This is a genomic window from Tahibacter caeni (assembly GCF_024609805.1).
In the GTDB taxonomy this organism is placed as follows: Bacteria; Pseudomonadota; Gammaproteobacteria; order Xanthomonadales; family Rhodanobacteraceae; genus Tahibacter; species Tahibacter caeni.
In genome coordinates this window covers 1-23,930 of sequence record NZ_JANFVR010000045.1, presented here as the reverse complement: position 1 = coordinate 23,930, position 23,930 = coordinate 1, and the positions used below count along the sequence as shown (strand labels likewise).

The following is a 23,930-nucleotide window of genomic DNA, read 5'->3' as shown; positions in this document are numbered from 1 at the left end:
TCCCGAGCCGCGCGCCTCGCGCGTCGACGCGCTGCGCGACCTGCCGGCGGCACGCGCGAGCGAAGAAGCTTCCGGTCCGCGCATCGCGCGTGACGAAGCCCCGTCGGGTGCGCGCATCGCGCGCGCCAATCCGCCGGATTCGCCGGCCGCGCCGGCCGAACCGCGCGTGCCGACCGTGGCCGTGCTCGTCGGCGGCGACGCGGCCATCGCCGGTCCGGCGCGGCAGGAAATCACGCGCGCGCTGCAGCGCGCGGGTTTCAACGTCATCGACGGCGGCCGCACGCGCGACGACAGCGACGGCGACGTCGGCCGCCTCGCCGGCAAGGCGAACGCCGCGATCGTCGTGTTCGTGCGCCCGCTCGGTTCGCAGGTGCTGACCTACTACGGCCAGGCTTCGACCCTGTATACGGCGCAGGTGTCCATGCGCGCATTCGCGCTGAAGGGCCGCCGCTCGCTCGGCGCCGGCTGGACCGAACAGGTCAGCTTCACGTCCCTCAACGCGACGGAGAAGGCGCGCGAGGTCATCGAGCCGATGGCCGACGACATCGCCCAGGCGCTCGGCGAGTTCCGCGCCCGCGGCGGCCGCGGCTGACGAACCGCCGCTCGCGGCGAGCCCGAAAAAGCCGCCCGCGAGGGCGGTTTTTTCATGCGCGGATACGCGCTATCGTGGCGGCGCCCCGGCTCGTCGCGACGATGCGGGTGCCGACCGGCGGACACCGCCGCGCCGGCGACGCGACGAACCGACACGCAGCGATCCGGGCGCGTCCCGGTGCCACGTCTGGAAGCACCCCCATGGTCCTGTGTCCTGTCGCGCTGGCGATCGGCTGTCGCAAGTGTCCGGTCTTCGCCGTCTGCCCGCTCAAATCGACGATAGGCGACTATGCGCCGGCCGACGCACCCGTCCCGACACCGCCGCGCGCCGCGAAGAAAGCCGGTGGCGCGAAGAAGCCGGTCGCCGGCAATGCCACGGCAGCGACAGGCCGCGGCGCCGGCGGTCAACGCCGCAGCACGCGCCGCCGTCCGACCTGACGCGCCGTTTCCCGATAGAAAAGTCACTGCCGATGCCGCAGGACGGTGTCGGCACCTGCACGTGCTTCTGCGATGGCGACCCGACTGCTGACCCTGCGCGCCGCCGACCGTGCGGCGCATGAGCGCTTCCATGCCTTCGTGCCGCTGACGTTCCGCAGCGTCGATTTCCGGCGCTGGGAAGCTCGCGGCGGCTGGAACGAGGACTACACGGCCTGGCTGCTCGAAGACGACGCGGACATCGTCGCGAGCGTCGGCGTCACGCGCATGCGCCTGGTGCTCGACGGCCTGCCGCGCGAGGGGTATCAGCTCGGCGCCGTCGCGACGCACCCGGAACGTCGCGGCCGCGGCCATTCGCGCGCGCTGCTCGAGGCCGTGCTGGCCGAACTCGGCGCGGCGCCGGTGCTGCTGTTCGCCAACGAGCGCGTGCTCGATTTCTATCCGCGCTTCGGTTTCCGCGCCGCCGTGCAGAGACGTTTCGTCGCTGACGCCGCGCTGCAGCCTGCGGCCGCGCCGGCACGCCATTGCGACGTCGCCGACGTTGCCGCGCGCGCGGGGCTGGCCGCGCTCTGCGCCGAGGCGATCGTCAACGACGCCGCATTCGGCGCGCGCGACTACTACTCGACCCTGCTCTGGCACCTGACCTATCGCGCGATCGACGCGCGCTGGCTCGACGACGGCAATGCCGTGGCCGCGGTGGAGCGCGACGGCGACACGTTGATCCTGCACGACCTGATCGCGCGGCGGCCGTTCGACCTGGCCGCGGCGCTGGCGGCCGTCGTCGATTCGCCTGTCGCCCGGATCGAGTTCGGCTTCCGGCCGTACCGCTGGTGGCCGGATGCGCGCGACGCCGGTGCCTGTGCCGGCTCGCCGCTGTTCGTGCGCCATCTGCCGCTACCCGATACCACGCTGCGCTTTCCCGATCTCGCGCAGACGTGAGCCGCCGCTTGCGGTTCGCCGCGCTCACCGCAACCGACGACGATGACCGACGTGCTCAGGCCGGCTGCAGGTTCGCGTAAGCCAGCACGAGCCACTTCGAGCCGGCGTTCTCGAAGTTGACCTGCACGCGCGTGTGTTCGCCGACGCCTTCGTAGTCGGTGACCACGCCGCCGCCGAAGCTCGCATGCATGACGCGCTGGCCGAGTTTGAAACTGGGCGCTTCGTCGAGCACGGCGTGGTGATAGCGGCTGTTGTACGCAGGACGGCTGACCTGCACGCGCGGACGCACTTCGTGCAACAGGTCGCGCGGAATCTCGTTGAGGAAGCGCGACGGCCGGCCGTAGGTCTCCATGCCGTGCAGGCGGCGCTGCTCGGCGTAGCTCAGGGTCAGGCGTTCGCGCGCGCGCGTGATGCCGACATAGGCCAGGCGGCGCTCTTCCTCGAGCCGGCCCGGTTCGTCGAGCGACTTCTGGCTCGGGAACAGGCCGTCCTCGAGGCCGACCAGGAACACGAGCGGAAACTCCAGGCCTTTGGCCGTGTGCAGGGTCATGAGCTGCACGCAGTCCTGGCCGGGCTCGCCCTGGCCTTCGCCGGCTTCGAGCGCGGCGGTCGCGAGGAACGCGCCGAGCTCGGACAAGCCGGCTTCCTCGTCTTCGGCCGAGAGCTGGAAGCGGCCGGCGACGTTGACGAGTTCGTCGAGGTTTTCCACGCGCGCCTCGGCGCTGCCGCGCGAATCCTTTTCGTAGTAGTCGCGCAGGCCGCTGCGCGCGATCACGGTTTCCATCTGCTCGGCCAGGGTCAGGCCGATCTCGATCCCGTCGAGCGCGTCGGTCTGATCGGCGAACAGGCCGGCCGGCGCCTCGCTTTCGGGCTCGGCCTTGCCGAGGATTTCCTGGGCGATTTTTTCGATGAGCTCGACGTAGCCGCGCAATGCGCCGCGGCTGCGCGGCGCGAGCTCGCTGCCGGCGACCAGGCCGAGCGCGGCTTCCCAGAGCGAACTCGCGTCGCGCCGCGCGTACTGGCGCACGAGCTCGAGCGTGCGCTCGCCGATGCCGCGCGGCGGCGTGTTGACCGTACGTTCAAATGCCGCGTCGTCGTGGCGGTTCGCGATCAGGCGCAGATACGCGAGCGCGTCCTTGATCTCGGCACGGTCGAAGAAGCGCTGGCCGCCGTAGACGCGATAGAGGATGCGGTGCTGGTTGAGCTGTTCTTCGAACACGCGCGACTGCGCGTTGGATCGGTACAGCACGGCGACGTCGGACGCGGCGCCGTCGCCGTTGAGGTATTCGCGGATGCGCTCGACGACGTAGCGCGCCTCGTCCTGCTCGTTGTAGGCCGCATAGAGCTCGATCGGGTTGCCGCTGTCGCCGGACGTCCACAGCTGCTTGCCGAGACGGCCCGGATTGTTCGCGATGACCGCGTTGGCGGCCTTGAGGATGGTCGCGGTCGAGCGATAGTTCTGCTCCAGGCGTATGGTCTTCGCGCTCGGGTAGTCGCGCAGGAACTGCTGCACGTTTTCCACGCGCGCGCCGCGCCAGCCGTAGATCGCCTGGTCGTCGTCGCCGACGACGAAGACCTTGCCGCGGTTGCCCGCGAGCACGCGCACCCAGGCGTACTGCAGGCTGTTCGTGTCCTGGAACTCGTCGATCAGCAGGTGCTGCCAGCGCTCCTGGTAGTGCGCGAGCAGCGCGGCGTCCTCGAGCCAGAGTTCATGCGAGCGCAGCAGCAGCTCGGCGAAATCGACGAGGCCGGCGCGCCGGCATTGCGCCTCGTAGGCGGAGTAGATTTCGAGCAAGGTGCGCGTCGTCGAGTTGTCGCCGTGCTCGATGGAATCGGGGCGCTTGCCTTCGTCCTTGCAGCTGTTGATGAACCAGGTTGCCTGGCGCGCCGGCCAGCGCGCTTCGTCGAGGTCGAGGCCCTGGATCACGCGTTTGACCAGGCGCTGCTGGTCGTCGGCGTCGAGGATCTGGAAGGTCTCCGGCAGGCGCGCCTCGCGCCAGTGGCGGCGCAGCAGGCGATGGGCGATGCCGTGGAACGTGCCGATCGACAGCCCGCGCGTGCCGTGTTCGATCAGGCCTTCGCAGCGGCCGCGCATTTCGCCGGCGGCCTTGTTCGTGAAGGTGACCGCCAATATGGAATAGGGTGACGCGCGCTCGACTTCGAGCAGCCAGGCGATGCGGTGGATCAGCACGCGGGTCTTGCCGGAGCCGGCGCCGGCCAGTACCAGGTAGTGTCCGGGCGGCGCCGAGACCGCTTCGCGTTGCGCAGGATTGAGGTGACCGAGCAGATGAGAAACGTCCATGCGGCGATTTTACCTGGGCTGCGCGGCTTGATCGCGGCCGGGCTCGCCCTGTTTGCCGCCGCTGCGGCCGCCGGCGCGCGCTACGAGCTCGGCTACGAGCCCGTCGCCGAGCGCATGCGCGTGCGGCTCTGCATCGATGCCGCCGCGGCCGTGCGCGAATTCCGCCTGCAGCGCGGCGGCGCCGACTACGTCGAGGATTTGCGTCGCGAACGCGGCGAGCTGCGGCCCTCCGGCGAAGCGCGCTGGCGCGCGGCGGACTGGCGTGCGGGCGAATGCCTGACGTACGTGGCGAAGCTCGGCGCCGTCGTGCAGGGCCGCGATCGCGAGGTCGGCAGCCGCGTCGGGGAGGTCCTGCTGGTCGCGCCGCAGGCGTGGCTGCTGCAGGACGCGACGACGGCCGGCGGCGAGGCCGTCGTGACGATGCCGCCGGACCAGGCGTTCGCGCCGCCGTGGCAGGAGCTCGCCCGCGACGGCGCGGCGACGCGCTACACGATTCCGGCCACGCCGTTCGGCTGGTCGGCGATGATCGCGGTCGGCCGCTTCGAGGAAACGCGCCTGCGCGTCGGCGACTCGCTCGCGCGGCTGACGATACTCGGCACGACGACGGCCGGGCAGCGCGCGACCTTGCGCGGCTGGGTCGAACGCGCGCTGGCCGCGGCGGCGACCGGCTACGGCGATCTGCCGTTGCCGCAGGTGCAGGTCGTGCTGTTCGCCGGCGGTCGCCGCGGACCCGCGGTCGGCTTCGGCCAGTCCCTGCGCGGCCAGGGCAATGCCGTGCACATCCAGGTCGACGCGAACGCGAGCGCCGCGGCGCTCGACGCGGACTGGACCGCCGTGCACGAGTTCTCGCATTGGGCGCATCCGTATCTCGGCGACGACGGCGCCTGGCTGGCCGAAGGCCTCGCGAGCTACTGGCAGTACGTGCTGCGCGCGCGCAGCGGCGCGCTGACGCCGCAGCAGGCCTGGAGCGAACTCGACGCCGGCTTCGGCCGCGGCCTCCGCACGGCCGACGACAGCCGGAGCCTGGCCGAACTCAGCCAGGCCATGCATGCGCGCCGCGCGTACTACGCGGTGTACTGGTCCGGCGCGGCGTTCTGGCTCACGGCCGACGTCGAGTTGCGCAAGCGCAGCGGCGGCCGCATCGGCATCGACACGGCGCTGCAGCGCTTCCATGCCTGCTGCCTGGAGCGCAAGCGCGAATGGGGCGCCGAGGAATTCGTCGCCAAGCTCGATGCGCTGGTCGGTAGCGACGTGTTGCGCCGCGAGTACCGCGCATTCGCCGCGCGGCGCGGGTTTCCGCCACTCGACGCTCTATATGCGCGGCTCGGTCTGCAGCGCGACGGCGACGCGCTGCAGCTGGCCGACGACGCGCCCGATGCGGCGATCCGCGACGCGATCGTGCGGCGGCGTGCGCCGCCGCCGACGGAGCGGGCTTCGTCTCAGTGATCCGCGTGCTTCGGCGGCGACATGATCCGGTCGATCGCCGCGATCGCGACGGCCGACACGACGAAGGTCAGGTGCAGCAGGGTCTGCCAGAGCATGGTCTTGGTGTCGAGCTCGTGTGCCTTGATGAAGGTCGCGAGCAAGTGGATCGACGAGATGCCGATGATCGCCGTCGCGAGCTTGACCTTCAGCACGGCCGCATTGACGTGGGACAGCCATTCCGGCTGGTCCGGATGGCCTTCGAGGCGCAGGCGCGAGACGAAGGTCTCGTAGCCGCCGACGATGACCATGACGAGCAGGTTGGAGATCATCACCACGTCGATGAGGCCGAGCACGGTCAGCATGATCGCGGTCTCGGCGCTCTGTCCGGCCGCCGCTGCGGCTTCGGACACGCCGCCGTGCAGCAACACCGTGTGCAGCAGGTGCCAGAGCTCGCGCAGGAACTGCACGACGTAGAGGCCCTGGGCGACGATCAGGCCGAGATACAGCGGCAGCTGCAGCCAGCGCGAGGAAAAGATCAGGGCCGGCAGCGGCCCGAGGTGGTTCTTCTGAGCGTTCATGGGTCGATCGATTGCGAAAAAAATCGGCGCGCGAGTCTAGCCGCACGACTGTGTCGTCCGTGCGAAGGCCGGACACGGCCGGGCCGACAGGGGCGGCCTGTGTTTCTGGCGACGGCCGCGCGATTTTTCAATGCGCGGCCGGCACGGCATACGGCTCAGCCGTCGATCAGGCGCACGCCGGGCAGTCCGAGCACGTAGTCGGCGCCCATGAGCTGCGACGGCGTATGGAAGCCGGTGGCGGCCGGACCGCCGGACAGCACGCGGCACACCATGCCGACCGACGCGGTCGCGGTCAGCGCATAGCCGTTCGGCGCGGCGAGCTGCAGTTTCGCCTCGGCGCCGGCCGCGTTGTGCGCCTCGCCCCAGACGCGGCAGTCGCTGCGTTCGCGGCGTCCGGCATCGGGACCCGGCGTCGCGGCCGCGCGGCGCTTGAGCCAGGCCTGCACCGGCGCGAGCCCGAGCAGCGGCCGGATCAGGCGCAGCCGGCGCACCCGGGCTATCGTCGCCGGCGACACCGTCATGTAGGTCTCGATGTTCGGAATGCCGGTGGAAATGTACGCCGTGTATACGTCGCCCCACGGAATCGTCATCGCGCTGCGCGCCTGGCCGTCGCGCAGGAAGCTCCGCGACTTCCAGGCCAGCGGCACCTCGACGAGCTTGCCGTCGATCCGCGCCCGGCCGCCCTTGGCCAGCCCTTCGACGCTGGTCTTGGCCGTGCCCGGGCTCGGGCCGCCGCCGGCCTCGAACGCGAGAACCAGGTGCGTCGCGTCGGGCAGGCGCTGCTTGAGCAGCGCGGCGACGCAGTCGGTCGGCACGACGTCGAAACCCGTGCCCGGCGCGACGACGATGCCGCGCGCGACGGCCTCTTCGTGCGCGCGATGGCACAGCGCGAACACGTCGATCTCGCCGGTGATGTCGAGGTAATGCGCGCGCGTGGCGAGGCAGGCGTCGAGCACGGGCCGGGCCGTCTGGCTGAACGGGCCGGCGCAGTTGAGCACGAGCGGCTGGCCGTCGAACTCGCGCCGCAGCGCGGCCGCGTCGGTCAGGTCGAAAGCGCGCCAGCTCAGGCCGAACTCCGCGCCCATCGCGGCCAGCGCCTCGCGGTTGCGGCCGGCCAGCACGGGGGCGAGGTTCCGGCGCAGCGCCTCGGCGACGATGAGCCGACCGGTATAGCCGTTCGCGCCGTAGATCAGGAAGCCGCTCATGTGCGCCCCGCCGCGCGCAGCGCAGCCACGAGCTTGCGGAAATAGAATTCGGGCAGGAAGCGCTTGAGCCGCCAGCGCAGGCGCTCCGGCGCCGTCGGGATGATCAGGAACCGGCCGGTCATCACGGCGTCGACGACGCGCGCGGCGATGTCGTCGGCCGTCTCGGCGGCTTTCTCCATGAGTTTCTGCGCCGTCTCGCGCGAACGCTGCGGACCGCGGAAATTTTCCAGCAGATTGGTGCGGAAGAATGACGGGCAGACCACCGACACGCGCACGGCGCTGTCGGCCAGCGCGAGCTCGGCGCGCAGGGTTTCCGACAAGGTCACGACGGCGGCCTTGGCCACCGAATACGAACTGAGTCCGCCGGCGCCGGCGAGGCCGGCGAACGAGGCTGTGTTGACGACGTGGCCGCCGCCCTGTTCGAGCATGCCCGGCACGAAGGCCTGGCAGCCGCGCACGACGCTCATGAGGTTGATCTCGAGCATCCAGCGCCAGTCGTCCAGCGAGGTTTGCAGCAGATTGCCGGCCGACGACACGCCGGCATTGTTGTACAGGTGATCGACGCCGCCCCAGCGTGCGATGACGTCCCGGTGCAGTGCCTGCATGCTCGCGTCGCTGGCCACGTCGACGGCGAAGGCCTGCGCTTCGGCGCCGCGCGCGCGCACTTCGGCGGCGACCTGCTCGGCGCGTTCGGGCGCGATGTCGGCCAGGCCGACGCGCCAGCCGGCCTGCGCGTAGCGCAGCGCGATCGCGCGTCCGAGACCGCTGCCGCCGCCTGTGATGAGTACCCGTTTCGCGCTCATGTCCGCCCCTCGTTCCGGAGCGGCTACTCTGCCAGAGGCGCGGCCGCAACGGCGCAGGGCGCGCCGCGGAATTTGCGTTACCGGCATCCGGCGTTGCGCTTATGCTTGTTTTTCCGGTCCGCCGCAGCGGCGCCAGCGCAGGAGTTCCAATGTCCGAAATTCTGTTCGATCTTTCCGGCAAGACGGCGCTGGTCACCGGCGCGAGCCGCGGCATCGGTGCCGCGACGGCGCAGCTGCTCGCGCGCCACGGCGCCGAGGTCATCGTGTCGAGCCGGCGCCGCGAGGCCTGCGAGGAGGTCGTCGCCGCGATCACCGCCGCCGGCGGCAAGGCGCGCGCGCTCGCCGCGCACATCGGCGAGATCGCTGCGATCGACGCGCTGTTCGCCGAACTCGACGCACAGGGAACGGCGTTGGACCTGCTCGTCAACAATGCCGCGGCGAATCCATATTTCGGTCCCATGCTCGACATGCCGCTGTCGGCCTACGACAAGACCGTCGACGTGAACATCCGCGGCTACTTCTACGTGACCCAGCAGGCCGCGCGGCGCATGCGCGGACGCGGCGGCGCGATCGTCAACGTCGCCTCGGTCAACGGCCGCCGGGCGGCGCCGGGGCAGGGCGTGTATTCGTTCTCCAAGGCCGCGATCCTGTCGATGACCGAAGCCTGGGCGCGCGAGCTCGCACCGCTGGCCATCCGCGTCAACGCCGTGCTGCCGGGCCTGACCGACACCAAGTTCGCGAGCGCACTGACCCAGAACCCCGACATCCTCAAGCCGCTGCTGCGCATGATCCCGATGGGGCGCGCCGCCGAGCCCGAGGAAATCGCGCCACTGATCCTGTTCCTCTGCTCGCCGGCCGCGAGCTACGTCACCGGCGCCAGCTTCGCCGCCGACGGCGGTTACCTCAGCTGAGCAACGCGGTGCTTCGCGTCCTCACGCTTGATCCCGTGGAAATCCGCTCTGCTCGCTTTGCTTTTCCGGAGCCCCCTTTAGTAAAGGGGGCGGCCAAACGCGCGGCGTTTGGCGGGGTTGAGGGGACAAGCAGCAGGGCATAGAAGCCTGCGTGTCGAATCTGGTGGCGCCCCAAATAAAGAGACCCCGAAGGTCAGGGGAGGACCTTCGAGGTCTGGGGTGCGAAGCCAGGTCTGGGGAGGAACCTGACTCCGAGGTTCATCCAGGGAGGGGAATGAACCAGGTGCCGTTGCGTGCACCTGTGGCTTAAGACGGTAAGCCGGGGAAAAGGTTCGCAGGCTCGCCCAGTTCGATTCAGAAACCGTTCATCGGGTTTTGAATCAATGGCTTGCGCTGAGAAACTCAGTGCGCCTCGTCCCAGTTCGCCCCGACGCCGATATCGACGACCAGCGGCACGGCGAGTTCTGCGGCCGCGCTCATGCGGCTGCGCAGGCCTTCGCTGATCTCGGCCACGGCGTCCTCCCGCACCTCCAGTACGAGTTCGTCGTGCACCTGCATGAGCATGCGCGCGTCGTCGCGTTCGCCGAGCCAGCCGTCGACCGAGATCATCGCGCGCTTGATGATGTCGGCTGCCGTGCCCTGCATCGGCGCGTTGATCGCGGCGCGCTCGGCGCCGGCGCGCAGGTTCGGATTGCGTGCGCGGATGTCGTCGAGGTAGAGGCGCCGGCCGAACACGGTTTCCACGTAGCCGTCGCGATGGGCCTGTTCGCGGATGTCGTCCATGAATTGGCGCACGCCCGGATAGCGCGCGAAATAACGCGCGATGTAGTCGTTGGCCTCGTTGCGGCCGATGCCGAGCTGGCGCGCGAGACCGAACGCGCCCATGCCGTACATCAGGCCGAAGTTGATCGCCTTGGCCGCGCGGCGCTGGTTCGCGTCGACCTGGTCCGGCGGCAGGCCGAACACTTCGGCGGCCGTCGCGCGGTGCACGTCCTGGCCGCCGACGAAGGCGCTGAGCAGGCCGGCGTCGCCGGACAGGTGCGCCATGATGCGCAGCTCGATCTGCGAATAGTCGGCGGCGAGGATGCGGAAGCCCGCCGGCGCGACGAAGGCCTGGCGGATGCGGCGGCCTTCCTCGGTGCGGATCGGGATGTTCTGCAGGTTGGGATCCGACGAGGACAGCCGGCCCGTCGCCGCGATGGCCTGGCCGTAGCTCGTATGCACGCGGCCGGTGCGCGGGTTCACGTTGTCGGCGAGCTTGTCGGTATAGGTCGAACGCAGCTTGGCGAGACCGCGGTAGTCGAGGATCAGTCGCGGCAGCTCGTGCTGGTCGGCGACGGCTTCGAGCGCTTCCTCGTTCGTCGAGGGCTGGCCCGTGGGCGTCTTGACGAGAGCCGGCAGCTTGAGCTCGTCGAACAGAATGGCCTGCAGCTGCTTCGGCGAATCGAGGCTGAAGCTGCGTCCGGCGATCGTGTAGGCATGCTGCTGGATCTCGTGCATGCGCCTGGCGAGATCGTTGCTCTGCAGCCGCAGCGCCTGGATGTCGACGAGCACGCCGCGCTGCTCCATGCGTGCGAGCACCGGAATCAGCGGCGCCTCGATGCGTTCATAGACCTCCCGCAGCCTGGGCTCGCCCTGCAGCTTGCCCCAGAGCACCTGGTGCAGGCGCAGGGTGACGTCGGCATCTTCGGCGGCATAGCAGGTGGCCTGGTCGAGCGCGACCTGGCCGAACGGGATCTGCTTGGCGCCCTTGCCGGCGACGCTCTCGTACGGAATCGGCGTGTAGCCGAGATAGCGCTTGGCCAGCGAATCCATGTCGTGGCGCGTTGCCGTGGAGTTCCAGACATAGGACTCGAGCATGGAGTCGTACTTCACGCCGCGCACCCGGATGCCGTAGCGCGACAGCACGTTGATGTCGTACTTGGCGTGCTGGCCGAGCTTGGCCTTGTTCTCGTCCTCGAGCAGCGGCTTGAGCGCGGCGAGCACGTCGTCGCGGCCGAGCTGCGTCGGCGCGCCCGGATAGTCGTGCGCGAGCGGCACGTAGGCGGCCTCGCCGCTGCGCACGGCGAACGACAGGCCGACGATCTCCGCCTGCATCGGATCCAGCGCCGTGGTCTCGGTATCGAACGCGATGAGGTCCGCGTCGCGGAGCCGCTGCAGCCAGACTTCGAGCTGCGCCGCACCGGTGACGCACTCGTAGCTGCCGGGCGCGGCCAGCGCCGGGTCGAGTGCGGTGTCGCCGACGGCGGCCTGCTTGCGGTACTGCGCCGGCACGTCGGCACCGCGCAGTTCCTCACCGTTGCCGGCGGCACCGTCGAGATCCTTCAGCGCCGCGTTGAAGCCATAGCGCGTGTACAGGGTGCGCAGGGTGTCGACGTCGCGCTCGCGCAGCTTGAGTTCGGTCGCCGTCTGTGCGAGCGCGACGTCGGTCTTGATCGTCGCGAGCTGGCGCGACAGCGGCAGCTGAGGCAGCGCCGCGCGCAGGTTCTCGCCGATTTTGCCGCCGATCTTCGCCGCGTTCGCGACGAGGTTGTCGAGGGTCTGGTATTCGGCCAGCCACTTCGCCGCCGTCTTGGGACCGCATTTGTCGACGCCGGGAATATTGTCGACGCTGTCGCCCATCAGGGTCAGGAAATCGACGATCTGCTGCGGATGCACACCGAACTTCTCGAACACGCCGGCCGGATTCAAGGTGGTGTTCGTCATGCTGTTGCTCAGGGTCACGTGCGGACCGACGAGCTGGGCCATGTCCTTGTCGCTCGTGGAGACGACGACGTCGATGCCCTGGGCCGCGGCCTGCAGCGCCAAGGTGCCTATCACGTCGTCGGCTTCGACGCCGGCTTCGCGCAGTATTGGAAAGCCCAGCGCGTCGACGATGCGGCACATGGGCTCGATCTGCGCGCGCAGCTCGTCGGGCATCGGCGGGCGGTTGGCCTTGTAGGCCGGATAGAGTTCGTCGCGGAACGTCGGTCCCGATGCGTCGCAGACGAACGCGGCGTAGTCCGGCTTCGACTTCAATGTCGAGCGCAGCATGTTGACCACGCCGAACAGCGCGCCGGTCGGCTCGCCGGCAGCGTTGCTCAGCGGCGGCAGCGCATGGAACGCGCGGTAGAGATAGCTGGATCCGTCGATCAGCACCAGGGTCGGCATGAGGCAGTCTCCTTGCGGACGGCGAGCTTGGCGCAGCGCCGCGGGGCTTTCAAGAAACCGACGGACCGCGGATCGGCGTTCGCGGACCGGCGCGGGAAATCGGCCGCGGCGATGTTTCGCCATGGCTTCACCCGGACCGCCGGACGATCGCCGTGCCTGGAACGCGGCGGGCCGGCGACGGCCCGCCGCTGCTGCCGCGACATTTCGTTCACGTCGCGCGCAGCGGCCCGTTCAGGCCCGTTTGCTATTCTGCGGACATTCCGGCCCGTTACGGTTGCAGCGATGCTCAGGCCGGTCGATACCAGCCCTGGAGTCCCTCATGAAGCGCAATCCGATGCTTGCCGTCCTGCTGCTCGCCGCCTTCGCGACGGTGCAGGCGGCCGATCAGAAACCGATCGCCGAAAAACCCGTGCAGCGCGCCGACCTGACCGACGCGCCGCCGCCGGCGATGAACGACCCCGGCGTCAAGGCGGTTCCGCCCAGCGATCTCGACAAGGCCAAGGCTGACGCGCGCGCGGCCGACAAGCCCGACGTGTCGGTCCGCAAGCAGGGCGAAGACACGATCGAGGAATACCGCAACAGCGGCCGCGTGACGATGATCCGCATCACCGGCAAGGGCGGCATCACCAAGACCTACATCGACACCGACGGCGACGGCCGTCTCGAGGCCAACCCCAAGGACGGCCCGGTCGCGCCGGTCTACTACAAGCTCTACGAATGGAACTGACGTCCTGAGACGTCGGCGAGAGCTGCGGCCGGCGCCTGGTGCGCCGGCCGCAGCGTTCAGTGGCGGAAGTGACGCACGCCGGTGAACACCATGGCCATGTCATTCTCGTCGGCCGCGGCGATGACTTCGTCGTCGCGCAGCGAGCCGCCCGGCTGGATCACGGCGCGGATGCCGGCCTTGGCCGCCGCGTCGATGCCGTCGCGGAACGGGAAGAACGCATCCGAGGCCATGACGCTGTCGCGCACGTCGAGGCCGGCTTCCTCGGCCTTCATCGCGGCGATGCGCGCGCTGATCACGCGGCTCATCTGGCCGGCGCCGATGCCGATGGTCTGTCCGCCCTTGGCGTAGACGATCGCGTTCGACTTCACGTACATGGCGACGTGCCAGGCGAACAGCAGGTCGCGCAGTTCCTCCGCGTTCGGCACGCGCTTGGTCACGACCTGCAGGTCCGACAGCAGCAGGGTGTCGCGGTCGGCGTCCTGCATCAGCAGGCCGCCGGCGATGCGCTTGAGATCGTTCGTGTGCGCGGCCTGCTCGGGCCAGTGGCCGGTCGCGAGGATGCGCACGTTCGGCTTCTTGGCGAACACGGCCAGCGCAGCTTCGTCGACTTCCGGCGCGATGACGACTTCGACGAACTGGCGGTCGAGGATCGTGCGCGCCGTGACCACGTCGAGCGAACGGTTCAGCGCGATGATGCCGCCGAACGCCGAGGTCGGATCGCAGGCGTAGGCGCGCTCGTAGGCGAGCATCGGCGTGTCGCCGAGGGCGACGCCGCAGGGATTGGCGTGCTTGACGATGACGCAGGCCGGCGCGCTGCCGAAGGCCTTGACGCATTCGAGCGCAGAATCCGCATCGGCGATGTTGTTGAACGACAGTTCCTTGCCGGCGAGCACGCGCGCGGTCGCGACGATGCCGGCGGGCGGGTCGCTCTCGACGTAGAGCGCGGCGGACTGGTGCGGATTCTCGCCGTAGCGCAGGGTCTGCGCGCGACGGTAGTTCAGGTGCAGGCTCGGCGGATAGTTGTCCTCGCGCTCGCCGGTGCGCACGCCGAACCAGTTCGCGATCAGGCCGTCGTAGCGCGCGGTGTGCGCGAAGGTCTTCGCGGCGAGGCGGCGGCGCAGCTCCATCGTCGTGCCCTGCGCCGCATGCAGCGCCTGCAGCAGCTCGGCGTAGTCGGCCGGATCGGTCAGCACGACGACGTGCTCGTGATTCTTGGCCGCGGCGCGCAGCATGGCCGGGCCGCCGATGTCGATGTTCTCGATCGCTTCGTCGAGCGTGCAGTCGGGCCGCGCGGTCGCCTTCTCGAACGGATAGAGATTGACGACGAGCAAGTCGATCGGCGCGATGCCGTGCTGCGCCATGACGGCGTCGTCGATGCCGCGGCGGCCGAGCAGGCCGCCGTGGATCTTCGGATGCAGGGTCTTGACGCGGCCGTCCATGATTTCCGGAAAACCGGTCACGTTGCTGACGTCGGTGACGGGCAGTCCGGCGTCGCGCAGGCTGCGCGCGGTGCCGCCGGTGGACAGCAGACTGACGCCGAGGGCGTCGAGGCCGCGGGCCAGGTCGAGCAGGCCGGTCTTGTCGGAAACGCTGATGAGTGCGCGGCGCACCGGCACTAGCGTGGCGTCGAACATGAGCTGGTATCGCCGGTAGCGAAGAGGCCGCGGATTATAGCCGGTCGCTGTGGCCGGCGCGGCGCGTTCGCGGCCAGGCGCGCTTGCGCTGCCTGCAATTCCTCAGAGCAGTCCGTGCTGCGACAGCTTCTTGCGCAGGGTGGCGCGATTGATGCCGAGCGCGAGCGCCGCCTTGCTCTGATTGCCGCCGTACCACGACATGACTTCGCGCAGCATCGGTGCCTCGACTTCCTGCATCACGAAGTCGAACAGACCTTCGGCCTGCTGGGTGTCGAGGTCGACGAGATAGCGGCGCACGGCGCGCGCCACGCACTCACGCAGGGCGGGCTGGGACACGGCGGCGTCAGGCCCCTGTTCGGGACGCAGTAGGGAAACGGCATTCACGGCGGCGAGCAACCTGGTCTGTTCTTCCATGACCGCCGGATGCGAGTGCCGACGGGGCGGGGATGTTAGCGCGCCGGCAGCGCGTTGGTAAGTGCCAAGTGTCGCAAGATGCAAACATCTCTCAGCGCCGCGGCGTTGCGCTGCGGCATTCTGCTCAGAGGAACTTGAATTCGAACGCGACAGCGTTCTTGCCGGGATCGCGGACCTCGAACACGAGCGCGGTGCTCGCGCCCGCGGCGAGTCCGCGATCGATCGCGCGCGCGTCGCCGAGATAGTCGCGCGGCTGGAAGCGGCGCATCGCGACGCGGTTCTCGTCGAGGTCGGACAAGGTGATCTCGACGACCGGATACGCCTGTGCGAACGTCGCCGCGTTGCGCACCGTGGCCGAAACGATCAGTGCGCCCGGAACCGACGGATGCGGACGGATGTCGCGCGACAGCAGCTCCAGCTGCTGGCTCGCATGGCGCAGCGGCAAGGTGCAGGACAGCAGCGCGCAGCCGCGGTCGAGCCAGGGCCGCGCGAGGTCGTTGTCGAGCAGCTGGTCGCGTTCCGCATAGGCGAGCTGGCCGGCCAGGCTCAGCGACAGCAGCACCGTGCCGACGACCCAGGGCCAGCGCCGGCCGGCCCGGCGCTGCGTGTGCCGCGCGAACGCCGGCGTCGCGTGCCGGCGCGGTTCGCGCGTGCGCTGGCGCTCGTCGGGGTCGAACGTGAAACTGACGGCCTGGGTGTTGGGCCGGTACACGGGTACGCCGAGGCGCGGCGGTTCGGGATCCGGCGCATGCACGGCGAGGCGGTCGAACGGCTCGGGCGGCAGCTGTTCGGCCAGGGTCAGCAGCGCGTCGAACAGCGCATCACAATGGCTGCAGCGCACCATGCCGTGTCCGCGCGCGACCGTCGCCGCATCGGCTCTGTAGACGGTCGCGCATTCGGGGCATTGCGTGTACATGGCGGAAAGCGAGGCGACGGTGGCGGGAGCGCGGGGCGAGCTTGGACCGCGGCGCGCGCGGTTTCAAGCCGGCGCGGCGGCGACGGCGGCGCGGTTCGTCGAGTGTGGGCCGCGACTCAGCGGCGCCGGCCGCTGATGCGTACCCAGTCCTCGCGCTGCGCGACTTCCATGGCCTCGAACCATTCGCCGTAGCGTGCGAGCAGTTCCTCGTGCTGGCCGGCGAGTATGCCCGACAGCGCGAACGGCGCGCCGGGCTTGCAGGCCTGGGCGAACAGCGGCGCCAGCTCGGCCAGCGGACCGGCCAGGATGTTCGCGACGAGCAGATCCTGCGGCGCGTTCGCGTATTCCTGCGGCAGGTACAGGCTGAGGCCGTCGGCGACGCCGTTGCGCTCGGCGTTGTCGCGGCTGGCCTCCAGTGCTTGCGGGTCGAGGTCGACGCCGATGACCGCCGACGCGCCGAGCTTGAGCGCGGCGATCGCAAGCACGCCCGAGCCGCAGCCGTAGTCGAGCAGGGTCTTGCCGCGCAGGTCGAGGCCGTCCAGCCATTCCAGGCACAGCGCCGTGGTCGGATGCGTGCCGGTGCCGAAGGCCAGGCCCGGGTCGAGGCGCACGATGACGTCGCCGGTCGCGTCGGCCGGCGGCTCGATGTTCCAGGGATAGATCCAGAGACGCCGGCCGAATTGCATGGGCTGGAAGGTGTCCATCCACGCGCGCACCCAGTCGGCGTCGGGCACGTCGCGGAATTCGAGCTGGTCCGGCGCGATCTCGGGCACGAGGTCGGTCAATGCATGCACCAGGCCGGCGCGGTCGACGGCGACGTCGAACAGCGCGGCGAGCTTGATCGTCGGCCACACCGGCGTTTCGCCGGGCGCCGGTTCGAAGATCGGATGATCCTCGGCGTCGAGCAGGGTCACCGACAGCGCGCCGAGGTCTTCGAGCGCGAGCTCGATGCGCTCCTGTTCGTTGGAGTGGATCGTCAGCGAGAGTTCTATCCAGGCCATAAGGCAGGCGGCTCAGTCTTGGATGTCGATGCTGCGCAAGCCTTCGGGATGCACGAAATAGGCCTTGCCGCCGCGTTGCCGCGCCGCGAGGCCCACGCAGATCGCGTCGGCGACGTTGAGACCGGCGCCGGGACCGCCGGCGACCACGAGGTTGGTCTGGCGGTAGTGCGCGAGCAGTTCGGGCAGCCCCTGGCAGGACGTCGCGGTGTCCTGCACCGTGTAGACGCCCTTGGCGTCGACCAGGATCAACAGCGCGTCGGGCGGCAGCTCCGGCAGCGCGCCGTTGCCGGCGGCCGGCGGCACGAGCTGGGCTTCGGCCGCCGGATGCGTTGGCTCCGCGGGCGCGGCCTTGCGCTGCGGCGCGGCGGCGCAGCCCACGAGCATCAGGCCGAGCGTGGCCGCCGCGGCGGTTCGCGGATCAGACCAGCGCAATGCCTTTCTCCTTCTGCTCGGCGATGCGCCTCTCGAGGTAGTGGATGTTCTGGCCGCCGGCCTGGAAGCCCACGTCGCTCATGATGCGCTGCTGCAGCGGAATGTTGGTCTTGACGCCGTCGATGACCATCTCGGCCAGCGCCAGGCGCATGCGCGCGATCGCCGTCGCGCGGTCGCGGCCGTGCACTATGAGCTTGCCGATCATCGAGTCGTAGTTCGGCGGGATCCGGTAGCCGTCGTAGATGTGCGTGTCGAGCCGCACGCCGGGGCCGCCGGCGCCGAGGAAGCGCTTCACCGTGCCCGGCGAGGGCATGAAGGTGTCCGGATCCTCGGCGTTGATGCGGCACTCGACCGCATGGCCGGTGAACGTCACGTCTTCCTGGCGGATCGACAGCTTCTCGCCGGCGGCGATCAGCAGCTGCTCGCGCACGAGGTCGATGCCGGTGATCAGCTCGGTCACCGGGTGCTCGACCTGGATGCGCGTGTTCATCTCGATGAAGTAGAAGCGGCCGTTCTCGTAGAGGAACTCGAACGTGCCGGCGCCGCGATAGCCGATGCGCAGGCAGGCCTCGACGCAGACCTTGCCGATCTCGGCGCGCTGCTCGGGCGTGATGCCCGGCGCCGGCGCTTCCTCGACGACCTTCTGATGGCGGCGCTGCATGGAGCAGTCGCGCTCGCCGAGATGGATCGCGTTGCCCTGGCCGTCGGCCAGTACCTGGATCTCGACGTGGCGCGGGTTCTCGAGGAATTTCTCCATGTAGACCATGTCGTTGCCGAACGCCGCCTTGGCTTCCGACTTGGTCATGGAGATCGCGTTGTGCAGATGCGCCTCGGTGTGCACGACGCGCATGCCGCGGCCGCCGCCGCCGCCGGCAGCCTTGACGATGATCGGGTAGCCGATGTCGCGTGCGATGCGGCCGTTTTCGACCGGATCTTCGCCGAGCGGCCCGCCCGAACCCGGTACGCACGGCACGCCGGCGGCCTTCATGGCCTTGATCGCCTCGACCTTGTCGCCCATCAGGCGGATCACGTTCGCGGTCGGGCCGATGAAGATGAAGCCGGACTTCTCGCAGCGTTCGGCGAAGTCGGCGTTCTCCGACAGGAAGCCGTAGCCCGGATGGATGGCCTGGGCATCGGTGACCTCGGCCGCGGCGATGATGGCCGGCACGTTCAGATACGACTCGGCCGCCGGCGCCGGGCCTATGCAGACCGATTCGTCGGCCATGCCGACGTGCTTGAGATTGCGGTCCACCGTGGAATGCACGGCGACGGTCTTGATGCCCAGCGTATGGCAGGCGCGCAGCACGCGCAGCGCAATCTCGCCGCGGTTGGCGATGACGACTTTATCGAGCATTGGCAGTCCCCGCTTAGCCGATCACGAACAGCGGCTCGTCGAACTCGATCGGACGGCCGCTGGTCGCGAGGATCGCGAGCACGGTGCCGCCGACGTCGGCTTCGATCTGGTTGAACATCTTCATCGCTTCGATGATGCCGAGCGTGTCGCCGGGCTTGACCTGCTGGCCGAGCTTGACGAACGGCGGCGCTTCCGGATTCGGCGACGCGTAGAAGGTGCCGACCATCGGCGAACGCACGACGTGGCCGTCGGGCAGGGCCTTGCCCGTGGCGGTGCCCGGGGTTTCGGGCGCGGCGCCCGGCGCGCCGTTGCCGGCGGCCTGCGGCGTGCGGTGCTGCTCGACGTGCACGTGGGTGACCGGTGCCGGCGCGACCGGCGCGGCGGCCATCATCGGCAGGGTCATGCCCTTGGGCATGCGGCTAAGGCGCACGACTTCCTCGCCCTCCTTGATTTCCAGCTCGGCCAGATTCGACTCTTCCAGGATGTCGATCAGCTTCTTGATTTTGCGCAGGTCCACGGACGGGTCCTCAAAGGCGGTGACGGACGGAAGACATCAGGCCAGCCGGCGCAGCGCGGCGTCGAGCGCGAGCCGATAGCTGTCGGCGCCGAATCCGCAGATGACGCCGACGGCGATGTCGGACAGATACGAGTGCTGCCGGAACGGTTCACGGGCGTGGACGTTCGACAGATGCAGCTCGATGAAAGGCAGGGCGATTCCCAGCAGCGCATCGCGCAGAGCGATGCTCGTATGCGTGAACGCGGCCGGATTGATCAGCACGAACGCCGTGCCGTCGGCGCGCGCCGCGTGCAGGCGATCGATCAGTGCATGCTCCGCGCTGGACTGGAAGTGCAGCAGTTCGTGGCCGCGAGCTTGCGCGATCGAGACAAGATCGCCGACGATGTCATCCAGGCTCGCATGGCCGTAGGTCTCCGGCTCACGCGTGCCGAGCAGGTTCAGATTCGGGCCATTCAGCAACAGGATTCTGGCCAAGCCGGCACTCCGCTGCCGACGCGGTGCCGGCTGGGGCGCGCAAGTCTGCGCTTGAGCGCCGATCTTGTCCAGTTCGGCGATATTCGCCGATGTTTGACCGCGAGGTCATCCCGCTGCAACGCGCGGAATCATCGCGACGGTGAGTACGGAGCTGCATCGCAGGTCCGGGAGCCGCCGATCCGCAGCCGCCTCGAGTCGAAAGCGCGGGCGAAAGCCGATGCGGCGCCGTGGCGTGCTCGGCCGGTGCCTGACGGTGCAGGCTCGGCACCGGCTGCGTGACCGACTCCCACTTGTGCCGGCGCCGCGCGCTTTCGCAGATCACCTCGAGCATGCCGTCGGTAACGCGGACGTTGTATTCGTCGCGGCGCGAAACCGTCACGTTGCCCGCGATCCGGTCCGGCCGCGCCTGGATCGAATAACGCGTGCGTCGCTCAGCGTGATCTCGAACTGATGCGCGTCGATGGTCTGCCGCAGGCTCAACTGGTGGTGCGTTGCCGCGACTCCCGCCAGGTGCGGCCGCGCCTTCGGTCAGCCGTGCCGGTCTTGCGATGTCTTCGGCAGCCACGCGGCTCGAAAGTCTCGCGGCACCCGCGCGCACGGCCCGGCGCCGCGTCAGCGATGCGGCGCGATCCAGCCTTCGAGCACGGCTTCGCTGACTTCGCCGAGGCGCGTGTCGAGGATGCGTCCGTCGCGGCCTAGCAGCACGCTGAACGGCAACGCGCCGTAGGTGTTGCCGAACGGCAGCGACGGATTCGCCGACGGGCTCGTCGCGAGCAGGATCGGATAGCCGACCGGCGTGTCGCGCAGGAAGGCTTCGACTTCGCCGGGACCGTCGATCGCGACGCCGACGACCTGCACGCCGCTGGCCGCGTGTTTCTGCTGGAAGCGGTCGAGCTCGGGCATTTCCTTGCGGCAGGGCGCGCACCAGGTCGCCCAGAAATTGACCACGACGAGACGATCGGGCCATTGCGCGAGGCTCGCCGTCTTGCCGGCGCGGTCGAGCAGGGGCAGCGCCGGCGCCGGATCGCCCTTGGCCGCAATTCGCAGGCCGGGAGGACCGGCCGGCCGTGCGGCTTCGATCCAGGCTTCGGCGAGCCAGCGCGTCGCCGACGTTTTGCTCAGCAGATCCGTGATGCCGCGCGGCGCGCCGCGGCCCGTCACGATGCTGCCGGCGACGAGGCCGGCCACGCCGGCGGCCAGCGCGAGCACGCCTATCGCCGCCGTATGGCGCCAGCTCATCGGCGGCCTGCCTTGGCCGCGCGCGTGACGAACTTGTCGGCCGCTTCGAAGCCGATCAGGCGCTGGCCGCGCCGTTCCTGGCCGTCGCTGCCGAAGAAGATCGTCGCCGGCGGGCCGAACAGGCCGAAGTGCTTGAGCAGGGCCTGGTCGGTCTCGTCGTTCGCGGTCACGTCGGCCTTGAGCAAGGTGTAGCCGGCCAGCGCGGCGTGCACGTCCGGCTTGGTGAACGTGAACTTCTCCATCTCCTTGCACGACACGCACCAGTCGGCATAGAAGTCCAGCAGCACGGGCCTGCCTTCGCCGAGGACGCGGTGCAGGTCCTCGACGCTCTTGATCGTGCGGAAGGCCAGATGCTCGTCCTTTGCCGCCGCGCCCGCGCCGGCCGACAGGCCCTTGAGCGGCTGCAGCGGATCACGCGAGCCGGCGAACGCGCCGACCAGCTGCGCCGCACCGGCGATCAGCAGCACCATGCCGAGGGCCTTCCACAGCGTGCGCCAGCCCGGCGCGCCCTCGGGCAGGCGTTCGAGCGCGCCGAGATAGATGCCGCAGGCCACCGCGAGCGCGCCGATCATCAGCATGGTCCAGACCGGATCGAGGAAGCGCGCGAGCATCCAGATCGCGAGCGCGAGGAAGCTGACGCCGAACACGGCCTTGACCGTTTCCATCCAGGCGCCGGCGCGCGGCAGCAGGCGGCCGGCCGCCGTGCCCGCGACGACCAGCGGCGCGCCCATGCCGAGCGAGAGTACGAACAGCGCGACGCCGCCGAACAGCGGATCGCCGGTCTGGCTGATGTAGAGCACGGCCGCCGCCAGCGGCGGCGCGACGCAGGGACCGACGATCAGCGCCGACAGCACGCCCATGACGCCGACGCCGAGCAGCGAGCCGCCCTGCTGGCGGTTGCTGATCGCGGCCAGGCGGTTCTGCAGGCTGCCGGGCAGCTGCAGCTCGTAGAAGCCGAACATCGACAGCGACAGCAGCACGAACAGCAGCGCGAACGCGGTCAGTATCCAGGGCTGCTGGAACGCCGCCTGCAGGTTCGCGCCGGCGAGCCCGGCGACGACGCCGGCGATCGTGAACACGACGGACGAGGCGAGCACGTAGACCAGCGACAGCACGAACGCGCGCCGCGTCGACACGTCGGGGCCGGCGCCGGCGATGATGCCCGAGAGGATCGGCACCAGGGGGAATACGCAGGGCGTGAACGCGAGCAGCAGGCCGAAGCCGAAGAACGACAGCAGCGCGAGCAGGCGATTCGAGGACAGGCGGGCCGCGAGCGCCTGTTCTTCCGACTGCTCGGTGCCCGCATTCGCTACGGCGGCGGGCTGCAGTTTGGTCGGCAGCGCGCGCGCATTGCCGGCGGCGAGCTGCTCGGCGCTCGCTGCCGGCAAATCGACCGACACCGTGCGCGTCATGACCGGATAGCAGATGCCGTCGTTTTCGCAACCTTGAAATTCGGTCGTCAGTTTCAACACGCCGGCGTCGCCGCGGTCGCGCTGGATCAGTATCGGCAGCTCGACCTGGTCGAAATAGACCGTGACTTCGCCGAAATGCTCGTCCTTGTGCAGCACGCCGGCCGGCCACTGGAGCTGGCCGAGGGCGACGCCGCTGTCGGCCGCGGGCGTGAGCCTGGTCTTGTCGCGGTACAGGTAGTAGCCCTTGGGCATGGTCCAGCGCGCGAGCAGCTCGCCGGGACCGGTCGCGATCGTCTCGAACACGAAGGCCTGTTCGGGCGGCAGCGGTAGCTTCTCGGTGCCGGCGTCGGCGGTATTGCCGGTGCCCGTGTCCATGGGCGCGTCGGCGGCCGGCTTGCCGAGCTGGCCCAGCGCGGACTTGAGGTCGTTGGCCGGCGCGCCGGCGGTCAACGCGGCGCCGGCCGTCGCCGGCGCAAGGACCGGCGTGGGTGCGGCGGCCGCAGCCGGCGGCAGCTTCACGCTGACCGTGGTCGCATGCGGCGGATAGCAGATCTTCGGATCGAGCTCGTGGCAACCCTGGATGCTGACGCTGAACTGGGCCGTGTCGCCGGCCTCGAGCGTGAGCGGCTGGGTCGCGGCGACCTTGCCGTGATAGACCTCGACGTCGCCGAGGAACTCGTCGTGCTTCGCTTCGCCGGGCGGCAGCTCGAGGCTGCCGAGGCTCAGCCCGGCCGTAGGCTTGCCGGTCTTGATGCGCGAGCGGTACAGGTAATAGCCGTCGGCGATCTTCCATTCGAGCCGGACCGTGTCGCGGTCGACGGCCGTCGTGGTCAGAGCGAACGCTTCCTCGACGCGCAGCAGATCCGTATCGGACTGGGCCTGGGCCTGCCCCAGGCCGGCGAAGGCGAGTACGGTCAGAATGACGCGGGCGATGCGGCTCATTGCGGCTCCGGCGGCGGGATGCGTAAACGGACCGGCCGCGGCGCGGTCCGCTTGCGGCGGTGGTGGACGGGAAAGGCTCAGTGCCGGGACGCCGTGGCTTCGGCGACCCAGGCCAGGTATGGCTCATGCCCCAGAGGCACATCGACCGCGACGACTTCGGGGAGTTCATACGGATGCAGCGCGACGATGCGCGCGCTCAGCGCCGCGAAGCGCGCCCGCGTGGTCTTGATCAGCAGCAGCAATTCCGCGTCGACCCGGGTCTCGCCCTGCCAGCGGTAGGTCGAGACCATGCCGGGCAGCCGGCTGACGCAGGCGGCCAGGCCTTCCTCGACGAGGGTGCGGGCGATGCGGTCGGCGACGTCCTGGTCGGGCACGTTGCAATGGACGATCAGGGCGGACATGGCGGCACCGGTGGTTTCGGGGCGCGCACGATAACCCGAGCGGCCCGCCGCGCCCATGGCCCGCTTGCGGCACGACGCCGTCGCCGGGCCGGCACGGCCGCGGCCGCTGCCGCGGCTGCCGGATCGGA

At 69.7% G+C, this 23,930-nt stretch carries 21 protein-coding genes; 5 read left to right on the top strand and 16 right to left on the bottom strand.

Translation table 11 applies throughout. From position 1 onward, the window contains the following. Window positions 1-592, top strand: a 592-nt coding sequence (locus tag NON22_RS06450; protein ID WP_257386109.1) for a hypothetical protein, incomplete at its 5' end; no start/stop codon positions are given. 509 nt (window positions 593-1,101) lie between these two features. Next, the gene (locus tag NON22_RS06445) at window positions 1,102-1,965 is read left to right on the top strand and encodes a GNAT family N-acetyltransferase (protein ID WP_257386108.1); all 864 of its coding nucleotides are present in this window, start codon (window positions 1,102-1,104) and stop codon (window positions 1,963-1,965) included. Between the two features lie 55 nt (window positions 1,966-2,020). Here NON22_RS06445 and NON22_RS06440 read toward each other — a convergent pair whose 3' ends face one another. Further along, on the bottom strand, window positions 2,021-4,267 hold the full coding sequence (locus NON22_RS06440) for a DNA helicase II (RefSeq protein WP_257386107.1): 2,247 nt from the start codon (window positions 4,265-4,267) through the stop codon (window positions 2,021-2,023). Between NON22_RS06440 and NON22_RS06435 the strand changes: the two genes are divergently transcribed. After that, window positions 4,253-5,713 (top strand): M61 family metallopeptidase, encoded by a 1,461-nt coding sequence (locus NON22_RS06435; protein ID WP_257386106.1) that lies wholly within the window; start codon window positions 4,253-4,255, stop codon window positions 5,711-5,713. The two genes, NON22_RS06440 and NON22_RS06435, sit on opposite strands and share 15 nt — an antisense overlap. Here NON22_RS06435 and NON22_RS06430 read toward each other — a convergent pair. The 3 genes from NON22_RS06430 to NON22_RS06420 form a co-directional block, all read right to left on the bottom strand. Beyond that, window positions 5,707-6,270 carry a TIGR00645 family protein gene (locus NON22_RS06430; protein WP_257386105.1) on the bottom strand — a complete coding sequence of 188 codons (564 nt, stop codon included), beginning with the start codon at window positions 6,268-6,270 and terminating at the stop codon, window positions 5,707-5,709. The genes NON22_RS06435 and NON22_RS06430 overlap by 7 nt on opposite strands. Before the next feature lie 155 nt (window positions 6,271-6,425). Beyond that, a complete protein-coding gene (locus NON22_RS06425; protein WP_257386104.1) occupies window positions 6,426-7,475 on the bottom strand; it encodes a saccharopine dehydrogenase family protein in 1,050 nt (349 codons plus the stop codon). Further along, entirely contained in the window at window positions 7,472-8,278 is an 807-nt protein-coding gene (locus NON22_RS06420; RefSeq protein ID WP_257386103.1) for an SDR family oxidoreductase, read from the bottom strand. Before NON22_RS06420 ends, NON22_RS06425 begins: the two co-directional genes overlap by 4 nt. Window positions 8,279-8,427: 149 nt before the next feature. Here NON22_RS06420 and NON22_RS06415 point away from each other — a divergent pair, with 149 nt between their 5' ends. Beyond that, window positions 8,428-9,189, top strand: a complete 762-nt coding sequence (locus NON22_RS06415) for a glucose 1-dehydrogenase (RefSeq protein ID WP_257386102.1) — start codon at window positions 8,428-8,430, stop codon at window positions 9,187-9,189. A 402-nt stretch (window positions 9,190-9,591) separates the two neighbouring features. Here the strand turns inward: NON22_RS06415 and polA are convergent, their stop codons facing one another. Continuing rightward, window positions 9,592-12,339 (bottom strand): DNA polymerase I, encoded by a 2,748-nt coding sequence (gene polA, locus NON22_RS06410; protein ID WP_257386101.1) that lies wholly within the window; start codon window positions 12,337-12,339, stop codon window positions 9,592-9,594. Between the two features lie 319 nt (window positions 12,340-12,658). Here polA and NON22_RS06405 point away from each other — a divergent pair, with 319 nt between their 5' ends. Further along, the gene (locus NON22_RS06405) at window positions 12,659-13,066 is read left to right on the top strand and encodes a DUF2782 domain-containing protein (protein WP_257386100.1); all 408 of its coding nucleotides are present in this window, start codon (window positions 12,659-12,661) and stop codon (window positions 13,064-13,066) included. 56 nt (window positions 13,067-13,122) lie between these two features. On the opposite strand, the gene purH is transcribed toward NON22_RS06405, so the two are convergent. From purH to cutA, 11 genes are all read right to left on the bottom strand, one after another. After that, on the bottom strand, window positions 13,123-14,700 hold the full coding sequence (gene purH / locus NON22_RS06400; RefSeq protein WP_257386099.1) for a bifunctional phosphoribosylaminoimidazolecarboxamide formyltransferase/IMP cyclohydrolase: 1,578 nt from the start codon (window positions 14,698-14,700) through the stop codon (window positions 13,123-13,125). A 102-nt stretch (window positions 14,701-14,802) separates the two neighbouring features. Next, window positions 14,803-15,036 carry a helix-turn-helix domain-containing protein gene (locus tag NON22_RS06395; RefSeq protein ID WP_386069341.1) on the bottom strand — a complete coding sequence of 78 codons (234 nt, stop codon included), beginning with the start codon at window positions 15,034-15,036 and terminating at the stop codon, window positions 14,803-14,805. A gap of 202 nt (window positions 15,037-15,238) precedes the next feature. Further along, entirely contained in the window at window positions 15,239-16,030 is a 792-nt protein-coding gene (locus tag NON22_RS06390) for a zinc-ribbon and DUF3426 domain-containing protein (RefSeq protein WP_257386098.1), read from the bottom strand. Window positions 16,031-16,146: 116 nt separating this feature from the next. Then, window positions 16,147-17,031, bottom strand: a complete 885-nt coding sequence (gene prmA, locus NON22_RS06385) for a 50S ribosomal protein L11 methyltransferase (RefSeq protein ID WP_257386097.1) — start codon at window positions 17,029-17,031, stop codon at window positions 16,147-16,149. Window positions 17,032-17,043: 12 nt separating this feature from the next. Beyond that, entirely contained in the window at window positions 17,044-17,463 is a 420-nt protein-coding gene (locus tag NON22_RS06380; protein ID WP_257386096.1) for a hypothetical protein, read from the bottom strand. Beyond that, window positions 17,450-18,817, bottom strand: coding sequence for an acetyl-CoA carboxylase biotin carboxylase subunit (accC, locus tag NON22_RS06375; RefSeq protein WP_257386095.1), 1,368 nt, complete (start codon window positions 18,815-18,817; stop codon window positions 17,450-17,452). The genes NON22_RS06380 and accC overlap by 14 nt, the downstream gene beginning before the upstream one ends. Before the next feature lie 13 nt (window positions 18,818-18,830). Further along, window positions 18,831-19,334 carry an acetyl-CoA carboxylase biotin carboxyl carrier protein gene (accB, locus tag NON22_RS06370; RefSeq protein ID WP_257386094.1) on the bottom strand — a complete coding sequence of 168 codons (504 nt, stop codon included), beginning with the start codon at window positions 19,332-19,334 and terminating at the stop codon, window positions 18,831-18,833. Window positions 19,335-19,370: 36 nt separating this feature from the next. Then, window positions 19,371-19,808, bottom strand: coding sequence for a type II 3-dehydroquinate dehydratase (aroQ, locus tag NON22_RS06365; protein WP_257386093.1), 438 nt, complete (start codon window positions 19,806-19,808; stop codon window positions 19,371-19,373). A 612-nt stretch (window positions 19,809-20,420) separates the two neighbouring features. Further along, on the bottom strand, window positions 20,421-21,047 hold the full coding sequence (locus NON22_RS06360) for a TlpA family protein disulfide reductase (protein ID WP_257386092.1): 627 nt from the start codon (window positions 21,045-21,047) through the stop codon (window positions 20,421-20,423). Further along, a complete protein-coding gene (locus NON22_RS06355) occupies window positions 21,044-23,401 on the bottom strand; it encodes a protein-disulfide reductase DsbD (RefSeq protein ID WP_257386091.1) in 2,358 nt (785 codons plus the stop codon). The genes NON22_RS06360 and NON22_RS06355 overlap by 4 nt, the downstream gene beginning before the upstream one ends. Before the next feature lie 77 nt (window positions 23,402-23,478). Then, complete coding sequence (gene cutA / locus NON22_RS06350) at window positions 23,479-23,802, bottom strand: divalent-cation tolerance protein CutA (protein WP_257386090.1); 324 nt, start codon at window positions 23,800-23,802, stop codon at window positions 23,479-23,481. Window positions 23,803-23,930: the final 128 nt, after the last annotated feature.

Coding starts and splice junctions, on each gene's coding strand:
- NON22_RS06445 (WP_257386108.1), top strand. CDS start 1,102: ATGGCGACCCGACTGCTGACCCTGCGCGCCGCCGACCGTGCGGCGCAT.
- NON22_RS06435 (WP_257386106.1), top strand. CDS start 4,253: ATGAGAAACGTCCATGCGGCGATTTTACCTGGGCTGCGCGGCTTGATC.
- NON22_RS06440 (WP_257386107.1), bottom strand. CDS start 4,267: ATGGACGTTTCTCATCTGCTCGGTCACCTCAATCCTGCGCAACGCGAA.
- NON22_RS06430 (WP_257386105.1), bottom strand. CDS start 6,270: ATGAACGCTCAGAAGAACCACCTCGGGCCGCTGCCGGCCCTGATCTTT.
- NON22_RS06425 (WP_257386104.1), bottom strand. CDS start 7,475: ATGAGCGGCTTCCTGATCTACGGCGCGAACGGCTATACCGGTCGGCTC.
- NON22_RS06420 (WP_257386103.1), bottom strand. CDS start 8,278: ATGAGCGCGAAACGGGTACTCATCACAGGCGGCGGCAGCGGTCTCGGA.
- NON22_RS06415 (WP_257386102.1), top strand. CDS start 8,428: ATGTCCGAAATTCTGTTCGATCTTTCCGGCAAGACGGCGCTGGTCACC.
- polA (WP_257386101.1), bottom strand. CDS start 12,339: ATGCCGACCCTGGTGCTGATCGACGGATCCAGCTATCTCTACCGCGCG.
- NON22_RS06405 (WP_257386100.1), top strand. CDS start 12,659: ATGAAGCGCAATCCGATGCTTGCCGTCCTGCTGCTCGCCGCCTTCGCG.
- purH (WP_257386099.1), bottom strand. CDS start 14,700: ATGTTCGACGCCACGCTAGTGCCGGTGCGCCGCGCACTCATCAGCGTT.
- NON22_RS06390 (WP_257386098.1), bottom strand. CDS start 16,030: ATGTACACGCAATGCCCCGAATGCGCGACCGTCTACAGAGCCGATGCG.
- prmA (WP_257386097.1), bottom strand. CDS start 17,031: ATGGCCTGGATAGAACTCTCGCTGACGATCCACTCCAACGAACAGGAG.
- accC (WP_257386095.1), bottom strand. CDS start 18,817: ATGCTCGATAAAGTCGTCATCGCCAACCGCGGCGAGATTGCGCTGCGC.
- NON22_RS06360 (WP_257386092.1), bottom strand. CDS start 21,047: ATGAGCTGGCGCCATACGGCGGCGATAGGCGTGCTCGCGCTGGCCGCC.
- NON22_RS06355 (WP_257386091.1), bottom strand. CDS start 23,401: ATGAGCCGCATCGCCCGCGTCATTCTGACCGTACTCGCCTTCGCCGGC.
- cutA (WP_257386090.1), bottom strand. CDS start 23,802: ATGTCCGCCCTGATCGTCCATTGCAACGTGCCCGACCAGGACGTCGCC.